The sequence below is a fragment of the Curtobacterium sp. 320 genome, from assembly GCF_031455235.1.
Taxonomy (GTDB): domain Bacteria; phylum Actinomycetota; class Actinomycetes; order Actinomycetales; family Microbacteriaceae; genus Curtobacterium.
Genome location: NZ_JAVDSI010000006.1, coordinates 1 through 22,748, shown reverse-complemented (window position 1 = coordinate 22,748; position 22,748 = coordinate 1). Strand labels below are relative to the sequence as shown.

At 72.5% G+C, this 22,748-nt stretch carries 25 protein-coding genes; 11 read left to right on the top strand and 14 right to left on the bottom strand.

Going from position 1 to position 22,748, the window contains the following annotated elements; genetic code table 11:
• Window positions 1-4: 4 nt before the first annotated feature.
• A complete protein-coding gene (locus J2X60_RS09545; protein WP_070419301.1) occupies window positions 5-1,033 on the bottom strand; it encodes a 6-phosphofructokinase in 1,029 nt (342 codons plus the stop codon).
• 75 nt (window positions 1,034-1,108) lie between these two features.
• On the opposite strand from J2X60_RS09545, the gene J2X60_RS09540 reads away from it, so the two are divergent.
• On the top strand, window positions 1,109-2,116 hold the full coding sequence (locus J2X60_RS09540) for a DNA-3-methyladenine glycosylase 2 family protein (RefSeq protein WP_309887221.1): 1,008 nt from the start codon (window positions 1,109-1,111) through the stop codon (window positions 2,114-2,116).
• Between the two features lie 194 nt (window positions 2,117-2,310).
• Here the strand turns inward: J2X60_RS09540 and J2X60_RS09535 are convergent, their stop codons facing one another.
• Window positions 2,311-2,649, bottom strand: a complete 339-nt coding sequence (locus tag J2X60_RS09535; RefSeq protein ID WP_309887220.1) for a hypothetical protein — start codon at window positions 2,647-2,649, stop codon at window positions 2,311-2,313.
• A gap of 26 nt (window positions 2,650-2,675) precedes the next feature.
• Window positions 2,676-3,539, bottom strand: coding sequence for an NAD-dependent epimerase/dehydratase family protein (locus tag J2X60_RS09530; protein WP_309887219.1), 864 nt, complete (start codon window positions 3,537-3,539; stop codon window positions 2,676-2,678).
• 9 nt (window positions 3,540-3,548) lie between these two features.
• Here J2X60_RS09530 and J2X60_RS09525 point away from each other — a divergent pair, with 9 nt between their 5' ends.
• The 4 genes from J2X60_RS09525 (at window position 3,549) to J2X60_RS09510 (ending at window position 6,363) form a co-directional block, all read left to right on the top strand.
• The gene (locus J2X60_RS09525) at window positions 3,549-4,295 is read left to right on the top strand and encodes a YceI family protein (protein ID WP_309887218.1); all 747 of its coding nucleotides are present in this window, start codon (window positions 3,549-3,551) and stop codon (window positions 4,293-4,295) included.
• Window positions 4,295-4,807, top strand: coding sequence for a sigma-70 family RNA polymerase sigma factor (locus J2X60_RS09520; protein WP_071294337.1), 513 nt, complete (start codon window positions 4,295-4,297; stop codon window positions 4,805-4,807). Before J2X60_RS09525 ends, J2X60_RS09520 begins: the two co-directional genes overlap by 1 nt.
• Window positions 4,804-5,502 (top strand): zf-HC2 domain-containing protein, encoded by a 699-nt coding sequence (locus tag J2X60_RS09515; RefSeq protein WP_309887217.1) that lies wholly within the window; start codon window positions 4,804-4,806, stop codon window positions 5,500-5,502. Before J2X60_RS09520 ends, J2X60_RS09515 begins: the two co-directional genes overlap by 4 nt.
• Before the next feature lie 180 nt (window positions 5,503-5,682).
• Window positions 5,683-6,363 (top strand): hypothetical protein, encoded by a 681-nt coding sequence (locus J2X60_RS09510; RefSeq protein ID WP_309777829.1) that lies wholly within the window; start codon window positions 5,683-5,685, stop codon window positions 6,361-6,363.
• An 87-nt stretch (window positions 6,364-6,450) separates the two neighbouring features.
• On the opposite strand, the gene J2X60_RS09505 is transcribed toward J2X60_RS09510, so the two are convergent.
• On the bottom strand, window positions 6,451-6,927 hold the full coding sequence (locus J2X60_RS09505) for a MarR family winged helix-turn-helix transcriptional regulator (protein WP_309887216.1): 477 nt from the start codon (window positions 6,925-6,927) through the stop codon (window positions 6,451-6,453).
• Between the two features lie 117 nt (window positions 6,928-7,044).
• Between J2X60_RS09505 and J2X60_RS09500 the strand changes: the two genes are divergently transcribed.
• Both J2X60_RS09500 and J2X60_RS09495 read left to right on the top strand, forming a co-directional pair.
• Window positions 7,045-10,614: a bifunctional proline dehydrogenase/L-glutamate gamma-semialdehyde dehydrogenase gene (locus J2X60_RS09500; RefSeq protein WP_309887215.1), complete on the top strand. Its 3,570-nt coding sequence runs from the start codon at window positions 7,045-7,047 to the stop codon at window positions 10,612-10,614.
• Window positions 10,607-11,338 carry a tyrosine-protein phosphatase gene (locus J2X60_RS09495; RefSeq protein WP_309777834.1) on the top strand — a complete coding sequence of 244 codons (732 nt, stop codon included), beginning with the start codon at window positions 10,607-10,609 and terminating at the stop codon, window positions 11,336-11,338. The genes J2X60_RS09500 and J2X60_RS09495 overlap by 8 nt, the downstream gene beginning before the upstream one ends.
• A 46-nt stretch (window positions 11,339-11,384) precedes the next feature.
• Here J2X60_RS09495 and J2X60_RS09490 read toward each other — a convergent pair whose 3' ends face one another.
• Genes J2X60_RS09490 through J2X60_RS09470 form a run of 5 tightly spaced genes read right to left on the bottom strand, consistent with a single transcriptional unit; the run spans window position 11,385 to window position 14,842 of the window.
• Complete coding sequence (locus tag J2X60_RS09490) at window positions 11,385-11,582, bottom strand: hypothetical protein (protein ID WP_070417343.1); 198 nt, start codon at window positions 11,580-11,582, stop codon at window positions 11,385-11,387.
• Window positions 11,583-11,613: 31 nt separating this feature from the next.
• A complete protein-coding gene (locus J2X60_RS09485; protein WP_309777836.1) occupies window positions 11,614-12,201 on the bottom strand; it encodes a dihydrofolate reductase family protein in 588 nt (195 codons plus the stop codon).
• A gap of 10 nt (window positions 12,202-12,211) precedes the next feature.
• Window positions 12,212-12,550: a hypothetical protein gene (locus J2X60_RS09480; RefSeq protein ID WP_309777837.1), complete on the bottom strand. Its 339-nt coding sequence runs from the start codon at window positions 12,548-12,550 to the stop codon at window positions 12,212-12,214.
• The gene (locus J2X60_RS09475) at window positions 12,547-13,545 is read right to left on the bottom strand and encodes an SDR family oxidoreductase (protein WP_309777838.1); all 999 of its coding nucleotides are present in this window, start codon (window positions 13,543-13,545) and stop codon (window positions 12,547-12,549) included. Before J2X60_RS09475 ends, J2X60_RS09480 begins: the two co-directional genes overlap by 4 nt.
• Window positions 13,546-13,576: 31 nt before the next feature.
• Window positions 13,577-14,842, bottom strand: a complete 1,266-nt coding sequence (locus J2X60_RS09470) for a phosphatidylserine decarboxylase family protein (RefSeq protein ID WP_309887214.1) — start codon at window positions 14,840-14,842, stop codon at window positions 13,577-13,579.
• A gap of 75 nt (window positions 14,843-14,917) precedes the next feature.
• Here J2X60_RS09470 and J2X60_RS09465 point away from each other — a divergent pair, with 75 nt between their 5' ends.
• Entirely contained in the window at window positions 14,918-15,631 is a 714-nt protein-coding gene (locus J2X60_RS09465; RefSeq protein ID WP_309887213.1) for a hypothetical protein, read from the top strand.
• On the opposite strand, the gene J2X60_RS09460 is transcribed toward J2X60_RS09465, so the two are convergent.
• From J2X60_RS09460 to J2X60_RS09445, 4 genes are read right to left on the bottom strand one after another with little or no spacing between them, the layout of a single operon-like run.
• Window positions 15,603-16,364: a DUF2071 domain-containing protein gene (locus J2X60_RS09460; RefSeq protein WP_309887212.1), complete on the bottom strand. Its 762-nt coding sequence runs from the start codon at window positions 16,362-16,364 to the stop codon at window positions 15,603-15,605. The two genes, J2X60_RS09465 and J2X60_RS09460, sit on opposite strands and share 29 nt — an antisense overlap.
• Window positions 16,361-17,194: a nitroreductase family protein gene (locus J2X60_RS09455; RefSeq protein WP_309887211.1), complete on the bottom strand. Its 834-nt coding sequence runs from the start codon at window positions 17,192-17,194 to the stop codon at window positions 16,361-16,363. The genes J2X60_RS09460 and J2X60_RS09455 overlap by 4 nt, the downstream gene beginning before the upstream one ends.
• 3 nt (window positions 17,195-17,197) lie before the next feature.
• The gene (locus tag J2X60_RS09450; protein WP_309887210.1) at window positions 17,198-17,578 is read right to left on the bottom strand and encodes a hypothetical protein; all 381 of its coding nucleotides are present in this window, start codon (window positions 17,576-17,578) and stop codon (window positions 17,198-17,200) included.
• Window positions 17,579-17,588: 10 nt separating this feature from the next.
• Window positions 17,589-18,026: an Lrp/AsnC family transcriptional regulator gene (locus J2X60_RS09445; RefSeq protein ID WP_070417337.1), complete on the bottom strand. Its 438-nt coding sequence runs from the start codon at window positions 18,024-18,026 to the stop codon at window positions 17,589-17,591.
• Window positions 18,027-18,264: 238 nt separating this feature from the next.
• Between J2X60_RS09445 and ddaH the strand changes: the two genes are divergently transcribed.
• Together ddaH and rocD are read left to right on the top strand one after the other, a co-directional pair.
• Complete coding sequence (gene ddaH / locus J2X60_RS09440; protein WP_309887209.1) at window positions 18,265-19,152, top strand: dimethylargininase; 888 nt, start codon at window positions 18,265-18,267, stop codon at window positions 19,150-19,152.
• Window positions 19,149-20,375 carry an ornithine--oxo-acid transaminase gene (gene rocD, locus J2X60_RS09435; RefSeq protein WP_309887208.1) on the top strand — a complete coding sequence of 409 codons (1,227 nt, stop codon included), beginning with the start codon at window positions 19,149-19,151 and terminating at the stop codon, window positions 20,373-20,375. The genes ddaH and rocD overlap by 4 nt, the downstream gene beginning before the upstream one ends.
• A gap of 98 nt (window positions 20,376-20,473) precedes the next feature.
• Here rocD and J2X60_RS09430 read toward each other — a convergent pair whose 3' ends face one another.
• Complete coding sequence (locus J2X60_RS09430; protein WP_309887207.1) at window positions 20,474-21,466, bottom strand: SDR family oxidoreductase; 993 nt, start codon at window positions 21,464-21,466, stop codon at window positions 20,474-20,476.
• A gap of 138 nt (window positions 21,467-21,604) precedes the next feature.
• Between J2X60_RS09430 and J2X60_RS09425 the strand changes: the two genes are divergently transcribed.
• Window positions 21,605-22,615 (top strand): aldo/keto reductase family protein, encoded by a 1,011-nt coding sequence (locus J2X60_RS09425; protein ID WP_309887206.1) that lies wholly within the window; start codon window positions 21,605-21,607, stop codon window positions 22,613-22,615.
• Window positions 22,616-22,748 lie beyond the last annotated feature (133 nt).

The window sequence follows — 22,748 nt, the reverse complement described above, 5'->3', positions numbered from 1 at the left end:
CGTGTCAGCCGAACATGATGGCGGCCTCGTCGTACCGGGCCTGCGGCACGGTCTTCAGCTCGCCGAGCGCCTCCTCGAACGAGACGTGCTCGATGTCGGTGCCCCGGAGCGCCACCATGCGGCCCCAGCGCTCCTCGACCACCGAGTCGATGGCCGCCAGGCCGAGCCGCGTCGAGAGGACCCGGTCGTACGCCGTCGGGGTGCCGCCGCGCTGGATGTGGCCGAGCGTGGTGGCACGCGTCTCGATGCCCGTCATCTCCTCGATGAGCGGTGCGAGGCGCTCGCCGATCCCGCCGAGCCGCGGACGCCCGAACGCGTCGAGGCCGCGCTCGGTGTGCGCGTTGTCCTCGTGGTCGGGCACGAACCCCTCGGCGACGACGACCAGCGGCGCCCGACCACGGTCGTAGGCCGCCCGGACCCACGCGGCGATCTGCTCCATGCTCGTCTTCTGCTCCGGGATGAGGATCGCGTGGGCACCCGCGGCCATGCCGGAGTGCAGGGCGATCCAGCCGACGTGCCGGCCCATGACCTCGGCGACCATGCAGCGCGAGTGGGACTCGCCCGTGGTGCGCAGGCGGTCCATCGCCTCGGTCGCGATCGCGACGGCGGTGTCGAAGCCGAACGTGTAGTCGGTCGCGCCGAGGTCGTTGTCGACGGTCTTCGGGACACCGACGATCTTCAGTCCGGCGTCCGTGAGGCGCTTCGCGGCGGCCAGCGTGCCCTCGCCGCCGATCGCGACGATGGCGTCGATGCCGTGCCGCTCGAGAGTGCGCTCGATGTTCTCGACCCCGCCGTTCGGGCCCTCGAAGGGGTTCGTCCGGCTCGTGCCGAGGATCGTGCCGCCCTGCTTGGCGATGCCTTGGATGTCCTTGCGGCCGAGCGGGACGATGTCGCCGTCGACCACGCCGCGCCACCCGTCGCGGAAGCCGACGAAGTCGTGTCCGTAGATCGCGATGCCCTTCAGCACGATGGCGCGGATGACCGCGTTCAGGCCGGGGCAGTCGCCTCCGGAGGTGAGGATGCCGATGCGCATGGGGAACTCCGTCGTCGGGGTGCAGTGGGACACGCCCATCATGACTGACGGTGGTTCCGCATTACCATCCTGCGTGTGTCCCTCACCGTTCCGTCCTCGGCCGCTGGTGGCGTCGAGGGCGCCGCGGCGCGGGTCGGCGAGGCCGTGCCGCGGGTCGGCGAGGCCGTGTCGCGTGTCGACACCGTCTACCGGCCAGGAGGCGCGGTGGACGTCCGCGCGACCCTTCGGCCCCTGCAGCGCGGCTCCGGCGACCCCGCCTTCCGCGTGGTCGGCTCCGACACGTGGCTCGCGCTCCGCACGCCGGAGGGTCCGGCCTCGGTGCTCGTGCGCCGTGCCGGTCCCGACGCCATCGCGGTCTCGGCGTGGGGCGACGGTGCCGAGTGGGCGGTGTCGCACGCTCCCGAACTGCTCGGCCGGGGCGATGACTGGTCGGACCTCGACGTGTCCCGGCATCCGTTCCTCGTCGACGCCCGGCATCGGCAACCGGGCCTCCGCTTGCTCCGCACCAACACCGTGATGGCGGCCCTGGTGCCCGCGATCATGGAGCAGAAGGTCACCTCGCGCCAGGCCTGGCGCGCCTGGCGGTACCTGCTGCGGCGGTACGGAACACCGGCGCCCGGACCGGCCCCGGGGGACATGTTCGTCCCGCCGACCGCTGCCGGGTGGGGTGCGATCCCGAGCTGGGAGTGGCACCGCGCCGGCATCGAGCCCGGTCGATCGGCGACGGTGATGCGGGCGGTCCGGGTGGCTCCGGCGCTCGAACGGACGCTGACGCTCGGCCGCGGCGGGGCCCTCGTGTCCGCGCGGCTGCAGTCGGTCCCCGGCATCGGGAAGTGGACGGCGGCGGAGACCGCGCAGCGCGCCCACGGCGATCCGGACTCCCCGAGCGTGGGGGACTTCCACGTGCCGGCGTTCGTCGGGTGGGCGTTGACCGGGGGACCGGTGGACGACGACGGGATGCTCGAGCTGCTGGAGCCGTGGCGGGGGCACCGGGAGCGGGTCGTGCGGCTCATCGGCGGGTCGGGCTTCCGGAAGCCGTCGTTCGGGCCGCGCCTGACGATCCAGGACCACCGGTACCACTGAGCCGCGGGGCGTGGCGCCGCGGCCGCGCTCCGGCGGGCCGCCGCGCCGCCGCCGCGCGCTGGCGCGCCGCCGGGCCGCTGGCGCCGGAGGCGTTCGCACAACCAAAGTGCGCCCGAGCCGTGCATCCGCGTGGTGCAACGTGCCTTTGGTTGTGCGGAGCGCCGCGCCGCGCCGGCGCCCGGCCGCTCCGCGGGTCAGGCCACCGCCGAGAACGGTCCGCCGAACCACAGCGCGATCGGCGCGACCCCCGACAGCACAGCGCTCGTGACGACCACGGCGGTCGACCCGCGGGTCTCCGCACGCCGGCGCGCGACGACACCGAGCACCAGCGCCACGACGACCCCGCCCCACGGGAGGAGCGACGACGCCAGCACGAGGGGCCACAGGAAGAGCGACGCCCCCGTCCCCGTGACGAGCACCGGCACCCACATGACCGACCAGAGCAACGCCAACGCCGTCCCGGACATGGACAGGATCGCCACGGCGACGACGAGCGTGGGGGTGGCGTGGGGCCGGACGGCGAGTTCGTGCACGTCCGGATCGTACCGAGCGCGGCGGCTCAGGGATGCCGGGTGCCGACGCCGGCGAGGACGGCGCGGTAGCCCTCGCGGAACGTCGGGTACCGCGGTGCCCAGCCCGTCGAGCGGAGCAGGGCGTTCGACAGGCGCTTGTCACCGGCACCCTGCCGGCCGGCGGCGCCGGCGCCGGCCTCGGTCCTCGGCGGCACCGCGACCCCGAGCTCGGCGGCGAGGAACGCGTACACGTCGTCGAGCCGAGCCGGTTCGTCGTCGGTCACGAGGTACGTCGGTGCGGGGTCGTCCAGCGTCGCGAGGTGGACCAGGGCCGCGGCCGCGTCGTCCCGGTGGATGCGGTTCGTGTGCGGGGACGACCCGTCGGCCGGAGCCGACCGAGCCCCTCCGCCCCGGACCTGGTCGATGAGGCGCTCCCGCCCGGGACCGTACACACCGGACAGCCGAGCGAGCACCGCCCCCGGGGCTCGCTCGCGGAGCAGCGCCTCGGCCTCCAGCAGGACGTCCGCGGTGGGGGAACCGCCGTCCGCGGGGGTGTCCTCGGTGACCGTGCCGCCGTCGTCGACGTCGTAGACCGCGGTCGAGGACACGACGACCAGGCGCGGGCTCGCTCCGGACGCGTCGATGCCGTCCAGGACGTTCCGCAGCCCGTCGACGTACGTCGCGCGGTACTCGTCCACCTCGCGGCTCCCCGCGGCGACGGCCACGACCACCACCGCCGTGCTCGCAGGGATCTCCGGGGCCGACCGGCGCAGGTCGACGCTCCGCCCGGTGAGCGGGGCCGGGACCAGCTCGCCCCGCCGCCGGAGTCCGACCACGCGGTGCCCGGCGGCGGCGAAGCGCAGGCCGGTCTCGATCCCGAGGTCGCCGCAGCCGGCGATGACGATGTCCACCGTCCCATCATGCCGAACGCCGGTGAACGATCCGGCCCGCTGTCTCGTCGTCAGGGCATGGGACTCCGCACACGCACCAAGGTCATCATCGGCATCGCCTCCGGCGTCGTGGTCGTCGGCGCGGCCGCAGCCATCGCCGGACCGACCATCTACGCGAACACCGTCAACGGGCAGGCTGCCGCGGCCCCTTCCGTCAGCGCCGCGCCGTCCGGCGGCTCCGGCACCCTCACCGCCGCCGAGGCCGACGGCAGCTGGACCAGCACCGGCGACTCGTTCGCGGGCTACCGCGTGCACGAGAAGCTCCAGGGGCAGGATGTGAACGTGGTCGGACGCACGAAGGACGTCGAGGGCAGCGCCGAGGTCAGCGGCGGCTCCCTCACGAAGGCGACGGTCACGGTCGAGGTCGCGAAGATCACCACGCCCGAGTCCGCCCGTGACGCCTACTTCCGCGACACCGCGCTCCAGACGGACCAGCACCCCACGGCGACGTTCACGCTGACGAAGCCCGTCGACGTGTCCGGGGCGCTCGACGGCTCGACGCAGGACGTCACGCTCACCGGCACGATGGACCTGCACGGCGTCGAGCAGCCCGTCACCGCCGACGCCCAGGTCGCCGTCGCGAAGGACGGCACCGTGCAGGTCGCCGGCAGCATCCCGATCACCTTCGAGGACTACGGCGTCGAAGCACCGTCCCTCGGCTTCGTCACGGTGGATCCGAAGGGGTCCGTCGAGTTCTCCCTCGACCTGGCGAAGTGATGGCCACGGGCCGATCCGCCGACGAGCTGCTCGCGACGCTCTACCGGGAGCACGGCGACGCACTCACCCGGTACGTCCGGCACCTGACGCGGGACGGCCACACGGTCGAGGACGTCGTGCAGGAGACGATGGTCCGCGCGTGGCAGCGGCCGGCCGTGCTCGAACGCGCTCCGGACAGCGCTCGAGCGTGGCTCTTCACCGTCGCCCGGAACCTCGTCGTCGACGATGCCCGGTCCGCGCGGAACCGCCGTGAGCACGGCACCGAGTCCCCCGTCGACCGGGTCGAGGCGGACCGCACCGATGCCGTCCTCGACCGCATCGTCGTCGCGGACGCCCTCGCCTCCCTCAGCCCCGACCACCGTCGGGTGGTGGTGGACGCCTACTGGCTCGGGCACACGGTCCCCGAGATCGCCCGACGACACGACATCCCCGAGGGCACCGCGAAGTCGCGGCTGCACTACGGGCTGCGGGCCCTCCGGCTCGCACTGCAGGAACGAGGAGTGACGCGATGAGCGACGACCGCTACGCCGAGTGGGACGCCGCCTACGTGCTCGGTTCCCTGCCGCCGCACGAGCGGCTCGAGTACGAGCGGCACCTCGAGACGTGCGACCGCTGTGCGGCAGCCGTCGCCGAGCTGGTCGGTCTCCCGGGCCTGCTGTCCAAGCTCCCGGCCGACCAGGCGGTCGAGATCGCGGACCCGGACGGGAGGCGCGACACCGGCTCCGAGAGCACCCTCGCCTCCGTCGCGCACCGCGTTCGACACCGCCGTCGTCGCCGCCGGATCTGGGTCGCGGCCACGGCCGCCGCCGCGGTGGTCGCCGCGGTCCTCGGCGGACTCGCGGTCGGCACCGCACGGGTGGACCCGTCCGTCCAGGCCGGCCCGGCCACGGCGTCGGCCGACCGGTACGCGCTCGTGGGGGAGCGCGGCCTCGACGTCGACCTGTCCGTCAGCGGCGAGCCGTGGGGCACCCGCTTCGACTGGGGCTGCTCCTACGGCGGGAAGTCCTGGGCCGCCGACGGGTCCGTGATGTACGACCTCGTGGTCGTGCGCGACGACGGGTCCGTGCAGACCGTGGCGTCGTGGTCGGCCGCGGGCGAGGACGCCCGGGGGCTGTCCGCCTCGACCGACGTGCAGCGCGACGACATCGCCAGCGTGCAGGTGCGGCTCCGCGGCGACGATCGGGTGCTCGCGGACGTCGATCTCTGACGGATCCCGATCCGGACCAATCCGGCTGGGCGAGGGTGCCGAATCACTGACATCGACCGGGGAACACCCCGGAGGCGCTCACCAGCCGCAGATCGCTGGTTCTCCACCCTGCACCAGGGTGTGTTCGGCGCGCACACAGCAGCCCGCGCCGAGCGCGACTACAGCAAAGGAACGATCACCATGCGCAAGTCCCTGAAGACCTCCATCACGCTCGCCACGACGGGTGCGCTCGTGCTGGGTGGTGCCGCGTTCGGCATCACCTCGGCGCAGGCCTCGACCCCGTCGGTGCACACCGTGTCGTCGTCCTCGTCGAAGATCCCCGGCCCCGTCGCATCGGTGCCCGAGGTCCTCGGTGGCGACACCGCCGTGAAGCTCGACTCCGGCTTCACCGACGCCCTCACCGCGCTCAAGCTCACCCCGGGTGTCTCCGGTGACGCCAAGCTCGCCGACGGGTCCGTGTCGTTCCCGATCACGTCCGGTTCGGTCACGTACTGGTCGCCGGACGGTGACTACCGTCCGTACGTGCAGGGTCTGCTGAACCACGACGACTCGGGCCTGACCCTCACCGCCGGTTCGACGACGGTGACGCTGGAGAACTTCGTCGTGAACCCGGGCTCGTCCAAGCTCTACGGTGACGTGCTGGTCAACGGCAAGGTCGCGGTGAACAACGCGTACCTGTTCTCGCTGCACGGTGGCACGCTCAAGCCCCTCCAGCTCGAGGGTGACAACGCGATCCTGACCGGCACCACGGTGCACGTCTCGGGTGACGCCGCGAAGCTGCTCAACAGCACCTTCAAGACCGACGCCGTGAAGTCCGGCCTCCTCGTCGGCACCGCCACCATCACCGCCAAGATCAAGTAACACCCCCCGCACGTCGCACCCCCGTCCCGGCCGTCCCTGGGCGGGGGTGTCGTCGTCTCGGTGCTCGTCGTCTCAGTGCTCGTCGTCTCAGTCGGCGCTGTCCGGATCCGGTTCGTCGGGGCCGATCGCGGCCTCGACGCGAGCACTGACGGACCGCAGCGTGTCCGCGTCGGTCCCCACGGGCCTCCAGAACAGGTCCTCGAGCGCACCGGTGTGCGCACGGATGCCGGCGAGCACCGCGCGGCGACCGTCCGGGGTCATCTCCACCCAGCTGCCCCGTCCGTCGGTGGGGCAGTCCGCACGCTCGACGAGGCCGCGCGCCACCATGCGCGTGACCTGGTGGCTGACGCGTGACTTCTCCCAGCCGATGCCGGCCGCGATGTCGCGGACCCGCAACCGGTGGTCCGGTTCGCGGTGCAGTCCGATGAGGATCTCGAACTCGGGGATCGAGATGCCTGCGCCGTGCTGGACGGCATGGTCGAGCGCGCGGTCGAGGCGTCGCCAGACGTCGTGGTAGGCGTCCCACGTCGCCCAGTCGTGGCCCTCGGCGCCCTCGTTCGACATGGCGTCAGCGTATCGACCTCCGGACGCTTCGACGGCATGATCATCCGCTCGGATGACTCGCCGGTGGCGCACGGCTCGCTCCGAGGTGCGGTCGGTGGCGCAGCATACGATCGGTGCATGCCGAGCGCCCGACTGCAGGACTGCACCGACGACGCCGTCGCCCTCGTGCGGCGGTGGCTGGCGGCGTCCGCGGGGACGAAGCCCGACGCGGGGGCGGTCCGCCTCGCCGAGGCCCTGCGGGACGACCGGGGGCTGGACTTCACGCGCGGTCTCGTCGACAAGGTGATCCGCCCCGAGGACCCACGCGTCGTGGCCCGCAACCTCGAGCAGGTCAGCCGCGACGTCCCGGACTTCCTGTCCTGGTCCCTGCGCGGCGCGGTGACGCTCGGCGGCGGGTTCGCGACGATGGCTCCGTGGGCCGTGGTGCCCACGGCGCGGAAGATCCTGCGGCGGATGACCGGGCACCTGGTGGTCGACGCCACCGACGCGAAGCTCGGGCCCGCGCTCGCGAAGGTCGGCGGCCCGGGTGTGGTCGTCGACGTGGACCTGCTCGGCGAAGCCGTGCTCGGCAGCGCGGAGAGCGACCGACGGCTGCAGGCGACGATGGACCTGCTGGCGCGTGACGACGTCGACCACGTGTCGATCGGCGTGCGGTCGGTCGTGCCGCAGATGTCCGCGTGGGCGTTCGACCAGACCGTCGAACGGGTGGTGGACCGGCTCGTCCCCCTGTACCGGCTCGCCGCGTCGTCCCCGACCCCGAAGTCCGTCACGCTCGACGCCGGGGACCACCGCGACCTCGACGTCACGCTCGCTGCGTTCCGGACGCTCCTCGACCGCGACGAGTTCCTCGGGCTGGACGCCGGTGTGGTGCTGCAGGCGTACCTGCCCGACGCCGCCGGCGCACTCGATTCCCTGACCGCCTGGGCGCAGCAGCGGCGTGCCCGTGGCGGCGCGCCGATCACCGTCCGACTCGTCAAGGGCGCCTCGCTCGCGACGGAACGGGTCGACGCGATCCTGCACGGGTGGCCCCTCGCCACGTGGGGGTCGAAGCAGGAGACCGACACCGCCCACCTCCGGCTGCTCGACGCCGCCCTCACGCCGGAGCGCATCGACGCGGTCCGGATCGGGGTCGCGAGCCACAACCTCTTCACCCTCGCGACGGCGTGGACCCTCGCCCAGCGCCGCGGCGTCACCGACGGCGTGCACGTCGCGGTGCTGCTCGGGATGGCGTCCGCGTCCGCCGACGCCGTCCGTGCCGACGTCGGACGGGTGGTCGTCTCCACCCCGGTCGTGCACCCCGACCAGTTCGACGCCGCGATCCCGTACCTCGCCCGGCGGCTGCAGGAGAGCGCCAGTCCGGACGGCTTCGTCGCCTCGGCGGGCGACATCGGTCAGGACGAGAGCGTCTTCGAGCGTGAACGCGGCCGGTGGCTCGCGGCGGTCGCGGCCCTCGACGCTCCCGGTCCGGTGCCGGCGACGAACCGGACGCAGGACCGCCGTGCCCCGATCGGCGACCCCGTGCACCGCGACGCCTTCACGAACGCACCCGACACCGACCCGTCGACCGCAGCGAACCGCGAGTGGGCGATCGACGTGCTCCGGCGGGTACCGCGCTCGCAGCTCGGTGCGCAGACGATCCGCGGCTCGAAGGTCGCCGACCGGTCGAAGCTCGAGCGAATCGTCGCCCGGACGGCGCAGGCCGGGGTGAACTGGGGACGGCAGGACCCGTCCGACCGTGCCGAGCTCCTCGACCTCATCGCGCACGAGCTCGAGACGCGGCGTGCCGACCTCATCGAGGTGTCGGCGGCGGAGACGGGCACGACCTTCAGCGAGGCCGACTCCGACGTGAGCGCCGCGATCGACTCCGCCCACCACGCCGCCGACAGCGCCCGGCGGTTGGCCGTGCTCGACGGCGACGGTGCCCGGTACGTGCCGCCGCGCCTCACGATCGTGGCGCCGACGTGGACGTCGCCCGTCGCGAACCCGGCCGAGGGCGTTTTCGCCGCCCTCGCCGCGGGCAGCGGGGTAGTCCTGAAGCCCGCGCCCCAGGCGAAGCGCTCCGGGGCGGTGCTCGCCGACGTGCTCTGGGACGCCGGGGTCCCGCACTCCCTGCTCCAGCTCGTCGACCTCGACGAGGACCAGCTCGGCCGCGACCTCATCGCGCACCCCGCGGTCGACCGGATCGTCCTCACGGGCTCGGCCGACACCGCACGTTCCTTCCGCTGGTGGCGTGCAGGTCTGCCGCTCACCGGTGCGACGAGCGGCAAGAACGCGATCGTCGTCACTCCCAGCGCGGACCTCGACCTCGCCGTGCAGGACATCGTCCGGTCGGCGTTCGGTCGCGCCGGGCAGCAGTGCTCCGCGGCCTCGCTGGTGATCCTCGTGGGGGCGGTCGGCGAGAGCGAGCGCTTCCGCCGACAGCTCGTCGACGCCACCCGCACCCTGCGTGTCGCCTGGCCGGACGACCCGACGGCGCAGGTGGGGCCGCTGATCGCCGAGCCCGAGGGCACGGTGCGCGCCGGGCTCACCGAGCTCGGCCCGGGGGAGTCCTGGCTGGTGCAGCCGGTCCCGCTCGACGACTCCGGCCGGCTGTGGTCGCCGGGGATCCGCGACGGTGTCCGGCCCGGCAGCGACTTCCACCAGACCGAGTACCTCGCCCCGGTCCTCGGGATCATGCGCGCCGACACCCTCGACCAGGCGATCGCGATCCAGAACGGCACCGACCACGGTCTCGCCGCCGGCCTCCACTCTCTCGACACCGACGAGGTCGCCGACTGGATCGCCGGGGTCCGCGCGGGCAACCTGTCCGTCAACCGCGGCACCACGGGCGCGATCGTCCACCGGCAGCCGTTCGGCGGGTGGAAGCGCTCGTCGGTCGGCACCGGGACGAAGCCCGGCGGCTCGATGTCCGTCGCGACGCTCGGTCGGTGGGAGCCCACGCCCCGGACCGTGCACAAGAGCATCCAGCTGCACGGCCTGCCGCCGCGGGTCACCGCCGTGATCGAGGCGGCCCGCAGCGGCCTGTCGTTCGAGGAGTTCGACCAGGTGCGCGCCGGTGCACTGAGCGACGTCCGCGCACGCGAGTCCGAGTTCGGCGTGGCGCACGACCCGGCCGGGCTCGTCGTCGAGCGGAACGTGCTGCGCTGGCGGCCGCAGTCCGTCATCGTCCGGCAGGCCGAGGGCGCCTCGTCCGGCGACCTCGTGCGCGTGCTCGCCGCCGCGACCGCCGCCCGGGCCGACCTGCTCGTGAGCACGGCTCGGCCGCTCCCCGGACCGCTCACGCAGCTGCTCGCGTCGAGCCGATCGCCGCTGCACGTCGTCGACCACCTGGTCGAGTCGGACGACGAGTTCCTCCGCCGTGCCGCCTCCGGTGACCTGTTCCGGCCGGACTGGTCCTCCGGCGACGAGGTCGAGCAGGACGCGCTCGACGCCGTGCTCGCCCAGGGGCAGGACCGCCCGGCGCACACAGCGTTCGGCGGACCCGGCGCCCGGATCCGGCTCGTGGGCGGTGACCCCCTCGCGCTCGAGGAAGCCCTGGGCGCCAGCGTCGACGTCGCCATCCACGACGCCCCCGTGGTCGAGGCCGGGATCATCGAGATGCTCCCGTTCCTGCGCGAACAGACCGTGTCGATCACGGCGCACCGTTTCGGTGACCTCGACCCCGACCTCGCGGAGCTGCATGTCTGACGTCGACCGCACCCTGCACGCCGAGGGGCTCTTCAACGCCCGCGACCTGGGCGGGCTCCCGCTGCGGGACGGCGGGGCGACCCCGTCCGGGCAGGTCTTCCGGTCCGAGAACGTCGACCGCGTGAGCCCCGCCGGCTGGCAGGCGCTGCGCGACGCGGGGGTCCGCACGGTGGTCGACCTGCGCGCGCCGTGGGAGACCGAGAAGGACACCGGTACCCGTCCGGACTGGGTGACGACCGTCGTGATCGACCACGACGGACTCGACGCGGCTCCCGCGTTCTGGCAGGCGTACTGGGAGACCGGGCTCGTCGGTACACCCCTGTACTACGGCCCGCACCTCGCCGAGTTGCCGGAGCGCACCGGCTCCGTCCTGCGTGCGATCGCCCGAGCCGAACCGGGCGGTGTCCTCTTCCACTGCGCGGGCGGACGCGACCGCACCGGGATCATCGCGCTCGTCCTGCTGTCCCTCGCCGGCGTCGAACCCGAGGCGATCGTCGCCGACCACCTCGTCACGGTCGACAACGCCCCGGCGCTGCTCGCCTCGATCGGCGTCCCCTCGAACGAGGCGAAGATTGAGGCGCTGTGCGCCGAGCACGGCACCACGGTCGAAGGGGCGTTCCGCGCGGCCCTCGCCGCGTTCGACGTCGACCGGTTCGTCGAGCGTGCCGGTCTCGACGCGGACGACCTGGAGGCGCTGCGCACCTTCCGCGCGGACGTCGCCTGACCGACGGGGACCGTCCGCGGACGCGCGCGGTGGCGTCCGGCGGGGCTCAGTCCTCGGTGTCTCCGGCTTCCTCGTCCACGACGCCGGTCTCGTCCATCCGGTCACGGAGGTGGTCGGCCATCGCTCCGGCGCCCTCGCCGGCGTGGTCGTGGTCGACCTGCTCGATGAGGCCGTGCAGCTTCTCGTGGTTCGTCGCCTCGGTGGCGCCGTCCATGACGGGCTCGGTCTGTTCGTTGTCGCTCATGGCACGGACGCTACGCCGCGGCTGGTGGGCGTCAGGCGTCGGTGCGCGCATCCTGGCCGACGGAGTGCGGGTCCGTGTCACCGGCCGCCGGTGTCGACCGGTAGTGCAGTTCGACCGCGCCGCCCACGAACGGCGTCGTGCCGACCAGTTCGTACACCGGCGTGGGCGCGGCCACCGGCAGCAGGGGCGCACCGGCGCCGAGCGCGATCGGCATCACCGTGACCCGGAGCTCGTCGAGCAGCCCGGCCTGCTGGTACTGCGCCGCGAGGAGGCCGCCGCCGACGACCCACACGTCGCGTTCGCCCGCCGCCCGCTCGAGGACCGACTGGTGGTCCGCGACCGATCCCGAGACGAAGTGCACCTCGGCGCCGTCCGGCACGGGCAGCTCGCGCGTGGTGAACACCCAGGTCGGCAGGTCCGGGTACGCCCAGGTGTCGTCGTGGGCGAGCAGCCACTCGTACGTGGTCGAACCCATCACGAGGGCACCGACGCCCGCGAAGAAGCGGTCGTGGTGTTCCTGGAACGGCTCGAAGCCGAACTGCAGCAGCCAGTCGAGGTCGTCGCCGGGCGCGGCGACGAACCCGTCCAGCGAGGACGCGACGGAGTAGGTCGTGCTCATGCCCGGGACGCTACCGAGCACCTCCGACAGCACGTCGTCTGCTGCCGACGGCCGCACACTCGGCGATCACCAACACCAGGGAGATCCCGAGCTGGCCGAGGGCGAACCGGCGCCGCCGCCGGTCCGCGACGGCCAGCGGCACCATCGTCAGGCCGTGGAGGGTGTCCACGACCGCGCTGAGCGTGTGTGCGTCGGGAGTCCGGGCGCGACCGACCAGCCCCGCCTGGGCGAGCTGCCGCGCCGCGAGCACGACGTCCAGCACCGGCTGCCCACCGCCCCGTGCGGCCCGGACCGCGTGCCCGATCCCCACGGCGGCCCGGACGGCCTCGACACCGGAGCCCGACGTCATCGTCGTCGTCCCGCCGCCAGCGCCACGGCTCCCGCCGCACCGGCCAGCACCGCGCCGACGAGCCCGTTCCCGAGCCGGCGGTGTTCCACCCACCAGGTCTGCGGCGACCAGGCGTGCGCGGTGTCGTCGAACACCCCGTGCGCCCCGTGGTCCCCTGGAACCGGTTCGTAGAGGTTCACGCCGATCGCCGACCCGTCCTTCTCGGGGTCCTGCTGCCCGGACACCAGCGTCTTCGCGGCGTACCAGTCGGCGAACCGCCCGCTGATCCGGTTGCCGAGGATCGTGTAGACCGTCGACTCCCCGACCCAGGTGCGGCGACGGGGCCGCTCGGCCACGGCGGCGATCGCCCGTGCGCCGACCTCCGGCTGGTAGATCGGTGCGACCGGCTGGGGCTGGTGCGGCAGCTTCGACTTCACCCACTGGAACTGGATGGTGTTGAGCGCGGGCATGTCGACGCGGGAGACCTGCACCTTGCTGCCCTGCTCGAGGAGCTCGGAGACGACCGACTCGGTGAACCCGACGATCGCGTGCTTCGCCCCGCAGTACGCGGCCTGCAGCGGGATGCCCCGGAAGCCGAGGGCCGAACCGACCTGGACGACCTGCCCGCGGTCGCGCGGGACCATCCGGGACAGCGCTGCCCGGGTGCCGTTCACGAAGCCGAGGTAGGTCACGTGCAGTGCGCGCTCGAAGTCCTCGGGTGCGGTGTCCATGAACCGTCCGAACACGCCGACCATCACGCCGTTGACCCAGAGGTCGATCGGCCCGAGCTCCTGTTCGACACGGTCGGCGGCTGCCTCGACGGCCTCCCGGTCGGACACGTCCGCGACCAGCGCCAGCCCTCGTCGTCCGGCCGCCTCGACCTCGGCGACCGCGGCCTCGACCCCGTCCCGCCCCCGCGCGAGCACGGCGACGTCCCACCCCCGTGCGGCGAGCTCCCGCACCGTCGCCCGTCCCAGTCCTGCGGAACCACCGGTCACCACTGCCACTCGAGTCATGCGCCCAGTTGTACGCAGGCGCTCGAGCCGCTCACCCAGCAGTTGTCCCCCGACGGGCCGTCGCGAGGTGCGAGCCGACCCGCAGCACCGAGGGGCGTTCGTCCGGGGCTTGGGGGATCGCTCCGAGTGCGAACGCCTCGACGACGTCCGGGCCGAACAACACGCACACCGAGGACCCGCCGAACTGGAAGTACCCGAGTTCGTCGCCCTTGCCCACGTGCGTGCCGGTGGTGATGCCGTCCCCGATGACGCACGAGGACACGTCGGACATGCCCACGAAGACGACGGCCACCTGGCCGATCGCCGGATCGTCGGCGTCGATGACGACCACGGCACGCGTGGCGACGTGCGCCAGGTACCCCTGCGAGACCGTCGGCTCCCAGGCCTCGGTCCCCTGCGAGTCGGCCTCCGAGTAGTAGGTCCCGGGCTGCACCCAGGCGCGAGCGATCGTCCCGGCCACCGGGCTGTGCCAGCGGTGGTACTCCAGGGCGCTCAGGAAGGCCTGGAACACGGTGCCGTCCACGAATCCGTCGACCGACTCGTCCCCGGCGAGGAGCTCGTCGAGCGAGTACGGCTCGGCCTTCACCCAGAAGTCGTCGCGGCGTCGGACGCCCCGGGCGATCCGGTACGGCGTGGCCTCGCACGGGCTGACCACCACCGCGTCGTCGTCCGGCGACGCGACCGGCCGCTCGCCCTCCCGGAACCGTCTCGTGAAGAAGTCGTTCCACGAGGTGAAGCCCCAGTGCTCGTCGTCCGGGTCGTGCTCGAACTGGTCCATGCCCACAGCACGTCGAGCTGCATCGCTCCGCCAGCCGCCCGGCGCGTCGACGATCACCTCGAGGGACTGCTCGGCCGACAGGAACGTGCACCAGGCGTCGAGGACGTCGCGCAGCGCGGCGTTGACGCGCGGGTCCCGGTAGAACGCGAACCCCGCCGGGGTTGCCTTCGTCCAGTCGAGGATCCCGTCGAGCGGGGTCATCACCATCTGCTCGCCGTACTCGGGCGCACTGCGGACGACCTCGTCCATGAGCAGGAGCAGCTCGTCGAAGCTCTCGAGGTGGCGTTCGGCGTAGTCCCCCGACGACGGGACCTGCGCGATCATCTCGTGCGCCTCGAGCCGGAGCACGGGGTCGCCCTCGACGACGTCCCGGAACGCGGCGACCGACGGGTGCAGCACCTGGTCGGGATCGCGCTGGTCGAGGCGCTCGCGGCGGCCCCGCAACCAGGACTCGAGGTGGGCCTGGTCGGCGGGGAGCCAGCCGGCACGGCGGCGGACGTCACGAGGTGCAGCAGTCACGAAGCGCACCGTACCGACCCGGTCACCCGGTCCTCCCAGCCAGCACTGTCGCCGAGGACCGAGCATGATGGGCGGGTGGACATCCGAGTCGACCCCGCGGAGCCCGGGCCGGACGCGGAGCAGGAGCCGGAGCCGCGCTGGGTCCGACGGACGCCGATCCTCCCTGAACAGTGGTGGGGTCCTCCGGCGGCACAGGTGGCCGGTGTGCTGGTCGTCCTGGCGATCGGCATCTGGCTGCAGCGCGCGGCGCTGCCCGTGGCGATCCTCGTCAGCGTGGTCGTGCTGGCCGGCGCGGTGGTGCTCGCAGCCGTCGGACGGCGGGCGTACTGGTACCCGAGTCGTGCAGCCGCGTGGCGCCTGCACCGCACGCGCGTCACCGTGTGGGGCGCCGCCGGGGTCTGCCTGGCGGCGTTCGCGCTCGCGGTGGGGGCGCAGGCCCTCCTGTTCGCGCTGGGGGCCGTCGAGATCGGCCTCCGGTCCGCACGACAGTCCGAGCCGACGCGGTTCGAGCTGCGGGGCCGTTCCGTGGCGGTCGCCGGTGTCGCGGTGGCCTCGACCGTGTTCGCGGTCGTGGCGTTGACGGTCCCGGCCGTCGACGAGACGTACTCGTCGCGGTGGGTCGGGTGGAGCGTCGTGATCGTCCCGCTCACCGTCATCCTCGCGGTGCTGCACTGGCGCGCTGCATCGAAGGCCACCGACGCCGACCTCGACGGCACGGAGCCGGACGTCCGCGGTCAGGAACCGCCGAGCGACGACCCGCTCAGCGCCCGAGACCGAACCGCGTCGTGACGCCGGGCGAGTAGAGCACCGAGTCCGGCTCGAGCTCGGCCAGTGCGAACGGCAGCCCCGCGGCACCGATCAGGTCGTCCCGGAGCGACACGACCGAGGCCCGGTGGAGCGGCCACGGCTCGTGCTCGTTCGGCCAGAACCGGGTCCGGCCGGCTCGGTGCACGTGCATGCCCCACCGCGCGGTCAGGAAGGTCTCGAGGGCCGTCGGCTCGGTCACCTCCGCACCGACCCGCACTTCGACGAGGGACCGCAGGTGCGTCCCGTGTCGTCGCATCGCGTACCCGACGCGGCCGTCGCCGTTCCGCGTCTCGGCAACGGCCCACCAGTACGGCAGACCGGTCGCGACGCGCGCGCCGATCGTCGGCAGGAGCTTGCCGGCGTCGAGCGACAGGAACACCACACCGTGCCGCCCTTCGTCGTCGATCGTGTAGACGCGGACGTTCACCTCGACGAAGTCCCCGATCCTCCCCGTCGAGATCGGCGGGAACCGGGTGTCCTCGAACCGGAACGCGATGAGGCCGACCCACGTGGTCGCCCCGTCGTCGGTGCCGTCCGCATCGAGGGTGTCCGGCCGGGTCCCGGCGGGGAGCAGCGGCGCAACCGCCGAGACGTCGACGCGCCAGTGCACGAAGACGACGTCGAGCCAGTCCTGCGAGATCCAGGGGCGTCCGGTCAGTCCGGGGGCGACGGCCTGGAGGCGCGGGTCGCCCCCGGCGGGCACGGCCGCGGTCACGAGGTGGTCGCCTCCGGGGCGATGTGCCCCGCCACGGGCGCGTCGTCCCACCCCTGCTGCGGGGTGTCGCAGGTCCCCCGGAAGACGTACTGCGACGGCCGCTTCCGCTCGCTCGACGTCCAGTCGATCGCGGGACGCCGGCGCTCGGGCGGCAGGTAGCCGATCCGGTAGACGGCCATCAGCTCGAGCGACTCGGGGACGTGGAGCAGTCCCTCGATCTGCTCCCACGCGCCGGGGGTCTCCATCGGGAAGGACACGAACTGGATGCCGAGGCCGAGCTCGGTCGTGGCGAGCCAGATGTTCTCCATCGCCGCACCCATGCTGAACACCGAGTAGAAGCCGGAGAGCTCCTCCTTCCGGTACTCGTGCCGGTCGAGCAGCACGCCGAGCAGCAGCGGCGACCCGGCGACGAGCTTCCGGTTCTCCTCACCGAGGGTGTGCGGCACCCGCAGCGTGTTCATGAGCAGCTGACCGCGCTTCGTGAACACCTGCTTCGTGAAGGGCTTGAGCGGGCCGGGGAGCTTGTCGAACAGCATGCCGTCGCGCCGCTCGCCCATCTCGGCCTGGGAGAACCGGAAGTACGGCTTGTACCGCTCGAAGAACGTCCCCTCGGCCATGGTCCGGGTCATCGACGAGCCGCTGATCTCGGCGACGCGGTCGATCGTGTCGCGCTCCTCGACGAGGACGAACCGCCACGGCTGGCTGTTGAGCTGCGACGGTGCCCGGCCGGCCAGCTCCATGAGCAGCCGCTGGTGCTCGGGCGACACGGGGTCGGGGAGGAACGGTCCGTTGGTGGTCCGCCGGCGTCTGATCGCCTCGAAGAGCTCCACTGCTCACCTCTCTGCTCGGCGGCCCGCGAGCAACGCCCCCAGGTAGGACGGCGCCGCGGCGACCGCGACTTGCCAGTGTGCTCCGGAGCGCGGGTTCGTGCGTGGTGCGACCGCGAGCGGCACGAGCGCCGGGAGCAGGAAGAGCGCCGATCGGGATCGCGTCCAGACCGGGGTGGTCGCCGCGACACCGGTCAGCGTGGCGGTCACGACGAACAGGCCGTGGTGGACGACGCGCAGCTTCCTCGTCCGGATGAGCCGCACGGCGACGGCGGTGCCCCAGGCGCAGTTCGCGACGTAGGCGACGCTCGCAGCGGTGACCAGACGGCGGGCGGTGCGCGAACCCGTGGGAGGCGATCCGCGCCTCCTGGCCGCCGTCAATCCCATGTGCGGGACGTTACGCGGTCTCGCGACTGACCAGCTTGGAGAGCACGATCGCGGACCGCGTGTGGTCCACCTGGGGTGCGAGGCGGACCTTGTCGAGGGCTTCCTCGAGCGCGGAGAGGTCCTTCGAGCGCATGTGCACGACGGCGTCGGCGCTGCCCGTGACGGTGCCGGCGTCGATGACCTCCGGCACGCTGTCGAGCAGGGTGCGGAGCTCGTCGGGGGAGACCGTGCCGCGGCAGTAGAGCTCCACCCAGGCCTCGGTGCCGCGGTCCTCGACGGCGGGGTCGACCTTGATCGTGAAGCCCTGGATCACGCCGTCGCCCACCAGCCGGTCGACGCGACGCTTCACGGCGGAGGCCGAGAGTCCGACCACCGACCCGATGTCGCCGTAGCCGGCGCGGGCGTTCTCCCGGAGTTGATCCAGGATGCGGTGGTCGAGCGAATCCATTGCACCCATGGTACGCGGACTTCTTGCACGCCCGGTGGGTTCTGCGCACGAAACGTGCGTCACCCGAACGGGTGCCACTGACCCGCAGCGTGGGGGACTGCACGTGCTGGACGGTGTGTGCGAGGATCGACGCGGCGTCGACCTGGTCCGCTGCGGTGAGTGAGCCTGCATCTCACCGGAGCTCTTCTTCAGTGGTGGTTCCTGGCAGGCTCGGGCCCCGGTCCCTCCAGGAGGACTGATGTCGAACACCGCACCCTCGACCACCGATGCACCGGCCCGTACCGCCACCAAGCGGACGATCCTGATGTGCAAGCCGACGCACTACACGGTCAGCTACCGGATCAACCCGTGGATGCACCCCGAGGACCCGACCGACACGTCGAAGGCCGTCGAGCAGTGGCAGTCCCTCGTGGACGTCTACGAGCAGCTCGGCTTCGACATCTCGTACATCGAGCCGATCGAGGGCCTGCCGGACATGGTCTACGCGGCCAACGGCGGGTTCGTGCTCGACGGCGTCGCGTACGGCGCGAAGTTCCAGTACCCCGAGCGTCAGCCCGAGGGTCCGGCGTACATGGACTGGTTCCGCAGCGCGGGCCTGACCGTCGCCGAGCCCGAGGAGACGAACGAGGGCGAGGGCGACTTCCTGCTCATCGGGAACACCATCTTCGCCGGCACCGGCTTCCGCTCGGACAGCACCTCGCACGAGGAGCTCGCGCGGATCTACGGCCGCGAGGTCGTCACCCTGAAGCTCATCAACCCGAACTTCTACCACCTCGACACGGCGATCGCGGTCCTCGACCCGGAGCCCGCCGCGGACGGCACGTCGAACATCGCGTACCTCGAGAGCGCCTTCGACGAGCAGTCGCTGGCGATCCTGCGCGAGCGCTTCCCGGACGCGATCATCGCCACCGAGGAGGACGCCGCGATCCTCGGCCTCAACTCCTACTCCGACGGGTACAACGTCGTGATCGCCGCCCGGGCTGTTCGGTTCGCCGAGCAGCTGCAGGAGAAGGGCTACAACCCGATCGGCGTCGACCTGTCCGAGCTGCTGCTCGGCGGCGGCGGCGTGAAGTGCTGCACGCTCGACCTGCACCCGGTCGGCACCGGCACCTCGGTCGCGCGATGACGGCCTCGTCGCTCGGTTCGCGGACCGCTGCGGCGCTCGCCGTCGAGGAACGCTCCCTCGCCCACAACTACAGCCCGCTGCCCGTCGTCATCGCATCGGGCGACGGCGCGTGGGTCACGGACGTCGACGGCAAGCGCTACCTGGACGGCCTCGCCGCCTACTCCGCCGTGAACTTCGGTCACGGCAACCCCCGGCTGCTCGACGCCGCGCGGGCGCAGCTCGACCGGGTCACGCTGACCTCGCGCGCGTTCGTGAACGACCAGCTCGGGCCGTTCGCCTCGGCGCTCGCCGCGTTGACCGAGACCGACATGGTCCTGCCGATGAACACCGGTGCCGAGGCGGTGGAGTCCGCGATCAAGGTCTCCCGTGCCTGGGGCTACCGCGTCAAGGGCGTCCCCGCTGAGCGCGCCACGATCATCGTCGCCTCGGGGAACTTCCACGGCCGCACCACGACGATCATCTCGTTCTCGGACGACCCGTCGGCGCACGACGACTTCGGGCCGTTCACGCCCGGTTTCCGCACCGTGCCGTACGGCGATGCCGCTGCCCTGCGCGAGGCGATGGACGAGACCGTCGTCGCGGTGCTGCTCGAGCCGGTCCAGGGCGAGGGCGGGGTCGTCATCCCGCCGCCGTCCTACCTGCCCGACGTCCGGGCGATCTGCGACGAGTTCGGCGCCCTGTTCGTCGCCGACGAGATCCAGTCCGGGCTCGGCCGCACCGGCCACACCCTCGCCGTGCAGCGCGTCGGGGTCCGCCCGGACCTCATCACGCTCGGCAAGGCGCTCGGCGGCGGGATCGTCCCCGTGTCCGCCGTGGTCGGTCGGCGTGACGTGCTGGGCGTCCTGCGTCCGGGCGAGCACGGGTCGACGTTCGGCGGGAACCCGCTCGCGGCGGCCGTCGGCTCCGAGGTCGTGGCGATGCTCGGCGAGGGCACGTTCCAGCAGCGGGCGCTCGAGGGTGAACCGCTGCTGCGCGGGCTGCTCGACGACCTGGTCGGCTCCGGGGTCGTCTCGCACCGGGTCGCCGGGCTCTGGGCGGGGATCGACATCGACCCCGCGCTCGGCACGGGCAAGCAGATCGCGCAGGACCTCGCGGACCGCGGGGTGCTCGTGAAGGACACGCACGGGTCGACGATCCGCTTCGCGCCGCCGCTCGTCGTGACCGACGACGAGGTGCGCCTGGCGATCGGCACCCTCGCCGAGGTGTTGCGCGCGCGGTCCTGAGCCCCGCGCTCGCTTCGTGAGCAGAGATGGTCGGGTGCCCTCGGGCGACCCGACCATCTCTGCTCACGAAGCACGGCGGCGCCGCAGCGCCCCGTGCGTCACACCGCCCAGCGCGCCGCCAGCTCGTCCATCAGGGCGTCGAGCCGCTCGTCGACGACCTGCGCGTCGGGGTTCGCCTCGTACCAGGCGATGACCTCGCGCACGCCCTGCCGGTAGGGCGTCCGCGGCCGGTACCACGGCACGAGCGACCGCACCTTGCTGTTGTCGAAGACCGAACTGTTCGCCTTGTCGCCGAGGAGCGCCGCACCCCACTCCGGGTCCACGGCGTTGATCGCATCCACCGGCACGTGCACGATCTTCAGGTCTTCGACGCCTGCTGCCGCTGCGATCTCGTGCGCGATCTGGTTCCAGGTCGGCGCCTCGTCGCTCGTGATCGTGAACGCCTCGCCGATCGCCTCGGCCCGGTCGAGCAGCCCAGTGAACCCGACTGCGAAGTCCCGGCTGTGCGTGATCGTCCACAGCGAGCTGCCGTCGCCCGTGATGATGATCGGCTTGCCGGCCCGCATCCGTGCGACCGCGGTCCAGCCGCCCGTCAACGGGAGCTTCGTCTCGTCGTAGGTGTGCGACGGCCGGATGATCGTCACCGGGAAGTCCTGCTCCCGGTACGCCGCCATGAGCAGCTCCTCGCACGCGATCTTGTCCCGCGAGTACTGCCAGTACGGGTTCTTCAGCGGCGTCGACTCCGTGATCGGCAGGTGCGTCGCCGGGGTCTGGTACGCCGAGGCCGAACTGATGAACACGTACTGCCTGGTCCGCCCGGCGAAGAAGTCGACGTCGGCCTGCACCTGGTCCGGCGTGAAGGCGATCCAGTTCACGACGACGTCCCAGTGGCGGTCGCCGACCACCTCCGCCAGGGCGCTCCGGTCCGACACGTCGGCCTGGAGGCGCGTCACACCCTCCGGGATCGGCCTGCCCCCGGTGGTCCCCCGGTTGAGCACGGTGACGTCGAACCCCTGCTCGACGGCTTCGCGGACACAGGAGGCGCTGATCACCCCGCTGCCGCCGATGAACAGCACGCTGGCTCCCGACATGGACGCTCCTTCGCTCCCGGCGGTGCACCACTGCACCGCAACTCTTCCGATCCTGCACCTCCAGGTCCGTGTGCCGCCTCGGGACTACCGTCGCCGACGGAGCCGCACCGACGCGGCCACGACAGGAGTGACACGCACATGGAGTACCGCTACCTCGGCAACTCGGGCCTCAAGGTCTCCGAGATCACCTACGGCAACTGGCTCACCCACGCCTCCCAGGTCGAGAACGACGCGGCGATCGCCTGCGTCCGGGCAGCGCTCGACGTCGGCATCTCGACGTTCGACACCGCCGACGTCTACGCCAACACCGGTGCCGAGACCGTCCTCGGCGAGGCACTGAAGGGGGAGCGACGCCAGTCGCTCGAGATCGCCACGAAGGTGTTCGGGCCGACCGGACCCAAGGGGCACAACGACACCGGCCTGAGCCGCAAGCACATCCTCGAGTCGATCAACGGTTCGCTCGAGCGACTGCAGACCGACTACGTCGACCTCTACCAGGCGCACCGGTTCGACTACGAGACGCCGCTCGAAGAGACGATGATGGCGTTCGCCGACGTCGTCCGGCAGGGCAAGGCGCTCTACATCGGCGTGAGCGAGTGGACGGCGGAGCAGCTCCGCGCGGGACACGAGATCGCCGACGACCTCGGCGTCCAGCTCATCTCGAACCAGCCGCAGTACTCGGCGCTCTGGCGGGTCATCGAGGGCGAGGTCGTCCCGACGTCCGAGGAACTCGGCATCTCGCAGATCGTCTGGTCCCCGATCGCGCAGGGTGTGCTGACGGGGAAGTACCAGCCCGGTCAGCCGCTGCCGGAGGGCTCCCGCGCCACCGACGACAAGGGCGGCGCGAAGATGATCGAGCGGTTCATGCGCGACGAGGTGCTGTCCGCCGTGCAGGAGCTCAAGCCGATCGCCGACGAGCTGGACCTGTCGATGGCGCAGCTCGCGGTCGCCTGGGTGCTGCAGAACCGGAACGTGGCGTCCGCGATCATCGGCGCCTCGCGTCCGGAGCAGGTGCACGACAACGCCGGCGCTGCCGGGGTGACGATCCCCGCGGAGCTGCTGTCCCGCATCGACGACGCTCTCGGCTCGGTGGTCGAACGCGACCCGGCGAAGACCGAGGAGAGCAGCCCGAAGACGCGCGAGGCGTAGGTGCCCAGCTCGGGAGGCGGGGGGGGGGGGGGGCCCCCCCCCCCCCCCCCCGGGCGGGGGGGGCGGCCCCCCCCCCCCAAAAAAACCCCCCCCCCGATGGGGGGGGGGGTCACAGGGGGGGGGCGCGGCCCCC

What these genes read in the sequence shown, in the direction of transcription:
- J2X60_RS09520 (WP_071294337.1), top strand. Translation starts at nt 4,295, where the DNA reads ATGGCCACGGGCCGATCCGCCGACGAGCTGCTCGCGACGCTCTACCGG.
- J2X60_RS09515 (WP_309887217.1), top strand. Translation starts at nt 4,804, where the DNA reads ATGAGCGACGACCGCTACGCCGAGTGGGACGCCGCCTACGTGCTCGGT.
- rocD (WP_309887208.1), top strand. Translation starts at nt 19,149, where the DNA reads ATGACGGCCTCGTCGCTCGGTTCGCGGACCGCTGCGGCGCTCGCCGTC.
- J2X60_RS09485 (WP_309777836.1), bottom strand. Translation starts at nt 12,201, where the DNA reads ATGAGCACGACCTACTCCGTCGCGTCCTCGCTGGACGGGTTCGTCGCC.
- J2X60_RS09495 (WP_309777834.1), top strand. Translation starts at nt 10,607, where the DNA reads ATGTCTGACGTCGACCGCACCCTGCACGCCGAGGGGCTCTTCAACGCC.
- J2X60_RS09490 (WP_070417343.1), bottom strand. Translation starts at nt 11,582, where the DNA reads ATGAGCGACAACGAACAGACCGAGCCCGTCATGGACGGCGCCACCGAG.
- J2X60_RS09505 (WP_309887216.1), bottom strand. Translation starts at nt 6,927, where the DNA reads ATGTCGAACGAGGGCGCCGAGGGCCACGACTGGGCGACGTGGGACGCC.
- J2X60_RS09500 (WP_309887215.1), top strand. Translation starts at nt 7,045, where the DNA reads ATGCCGAGCGCCCGACTGCAGGACTGCACCGACGACGCCGTCGCCCTC.
- J2X60_RS09545 (WP_070419301.1), bottom strand. Translation starts at nt 1,033, where the DNA reads ATGCGCATCGGCATCCTCACCTCCGGAGGCGACTGCCCCGGCCTGAAC.
- J2X60_RS09475 (WP_309777838.1), bottom strand. Translation starts at nt 13,545, where the DNA reads ATGACTCGAGTGGCAGTGGTGACCGGTGGTTCCGCAGGACTGGGACGG.
- J2X60_RS09430 (WP_309887207.1), bottom strand. Translation starts at nt 21,466, where the DNA reads ATGTCGGGAGCCAGCGTGCTGTTCATCGGCGGCAGCGGGGTGATCAGC.
- J2X60_RS09525 (WP_309887218.1), top strand. Translation starts at nt 3,549, where the DNA reads ATGCCGAACGCCGGTGAACGATCCGGCCCGCTGTCTCGTCGTCAGGGC.
- J2X60_RS09480 (WP_309777837.1), bottom strand. Translation starts at nt 12,550, where the DNA reads ATGACGTCGGGCTCCGGTGTCGAGGCCGTCCGGGCCGCCGTGGGGATC.
- J2X60_RS09450 (WP_309887210.1), bottom strand. Translation starts at nt 17,578, where the DNA reads ATGGGATTGACGGCGGCCAGGAGGCGCGGATCGCCTCCCACGGGTTCG.
- J2X60_RS09425 (WP_309887206.1), top strand. Translation starts at nt 21,605, where the DNA reads ATGGAGTACCGCTACCTCGGCAACTCGGGCCTCAAGGTCTCCGAGATC.
- J2X60_RS09445 (WP_070417337.1), bottom strand. Translation starts at nt 18,026, where the DNA reads ATGGATTCGCTCGACCACCGCATCCTGGATCAACTCCGGGAGAACGCC.
- ddaH (WP_309887209.1), top strand. Translation starts at nt 18,265, where the DNA reads ATGTCGAACACCGCACCCTCGACCACCGATGCACCGGCCCGTACCGCC.
- J2X60_RS09510 (WP_309777829.1), top strand. Translation starts at nt 5,683, where the DNA reads ATGCGCAAGTCCCTGAAGACCTCCATCACGCTCGCCACGACGGGTGCG.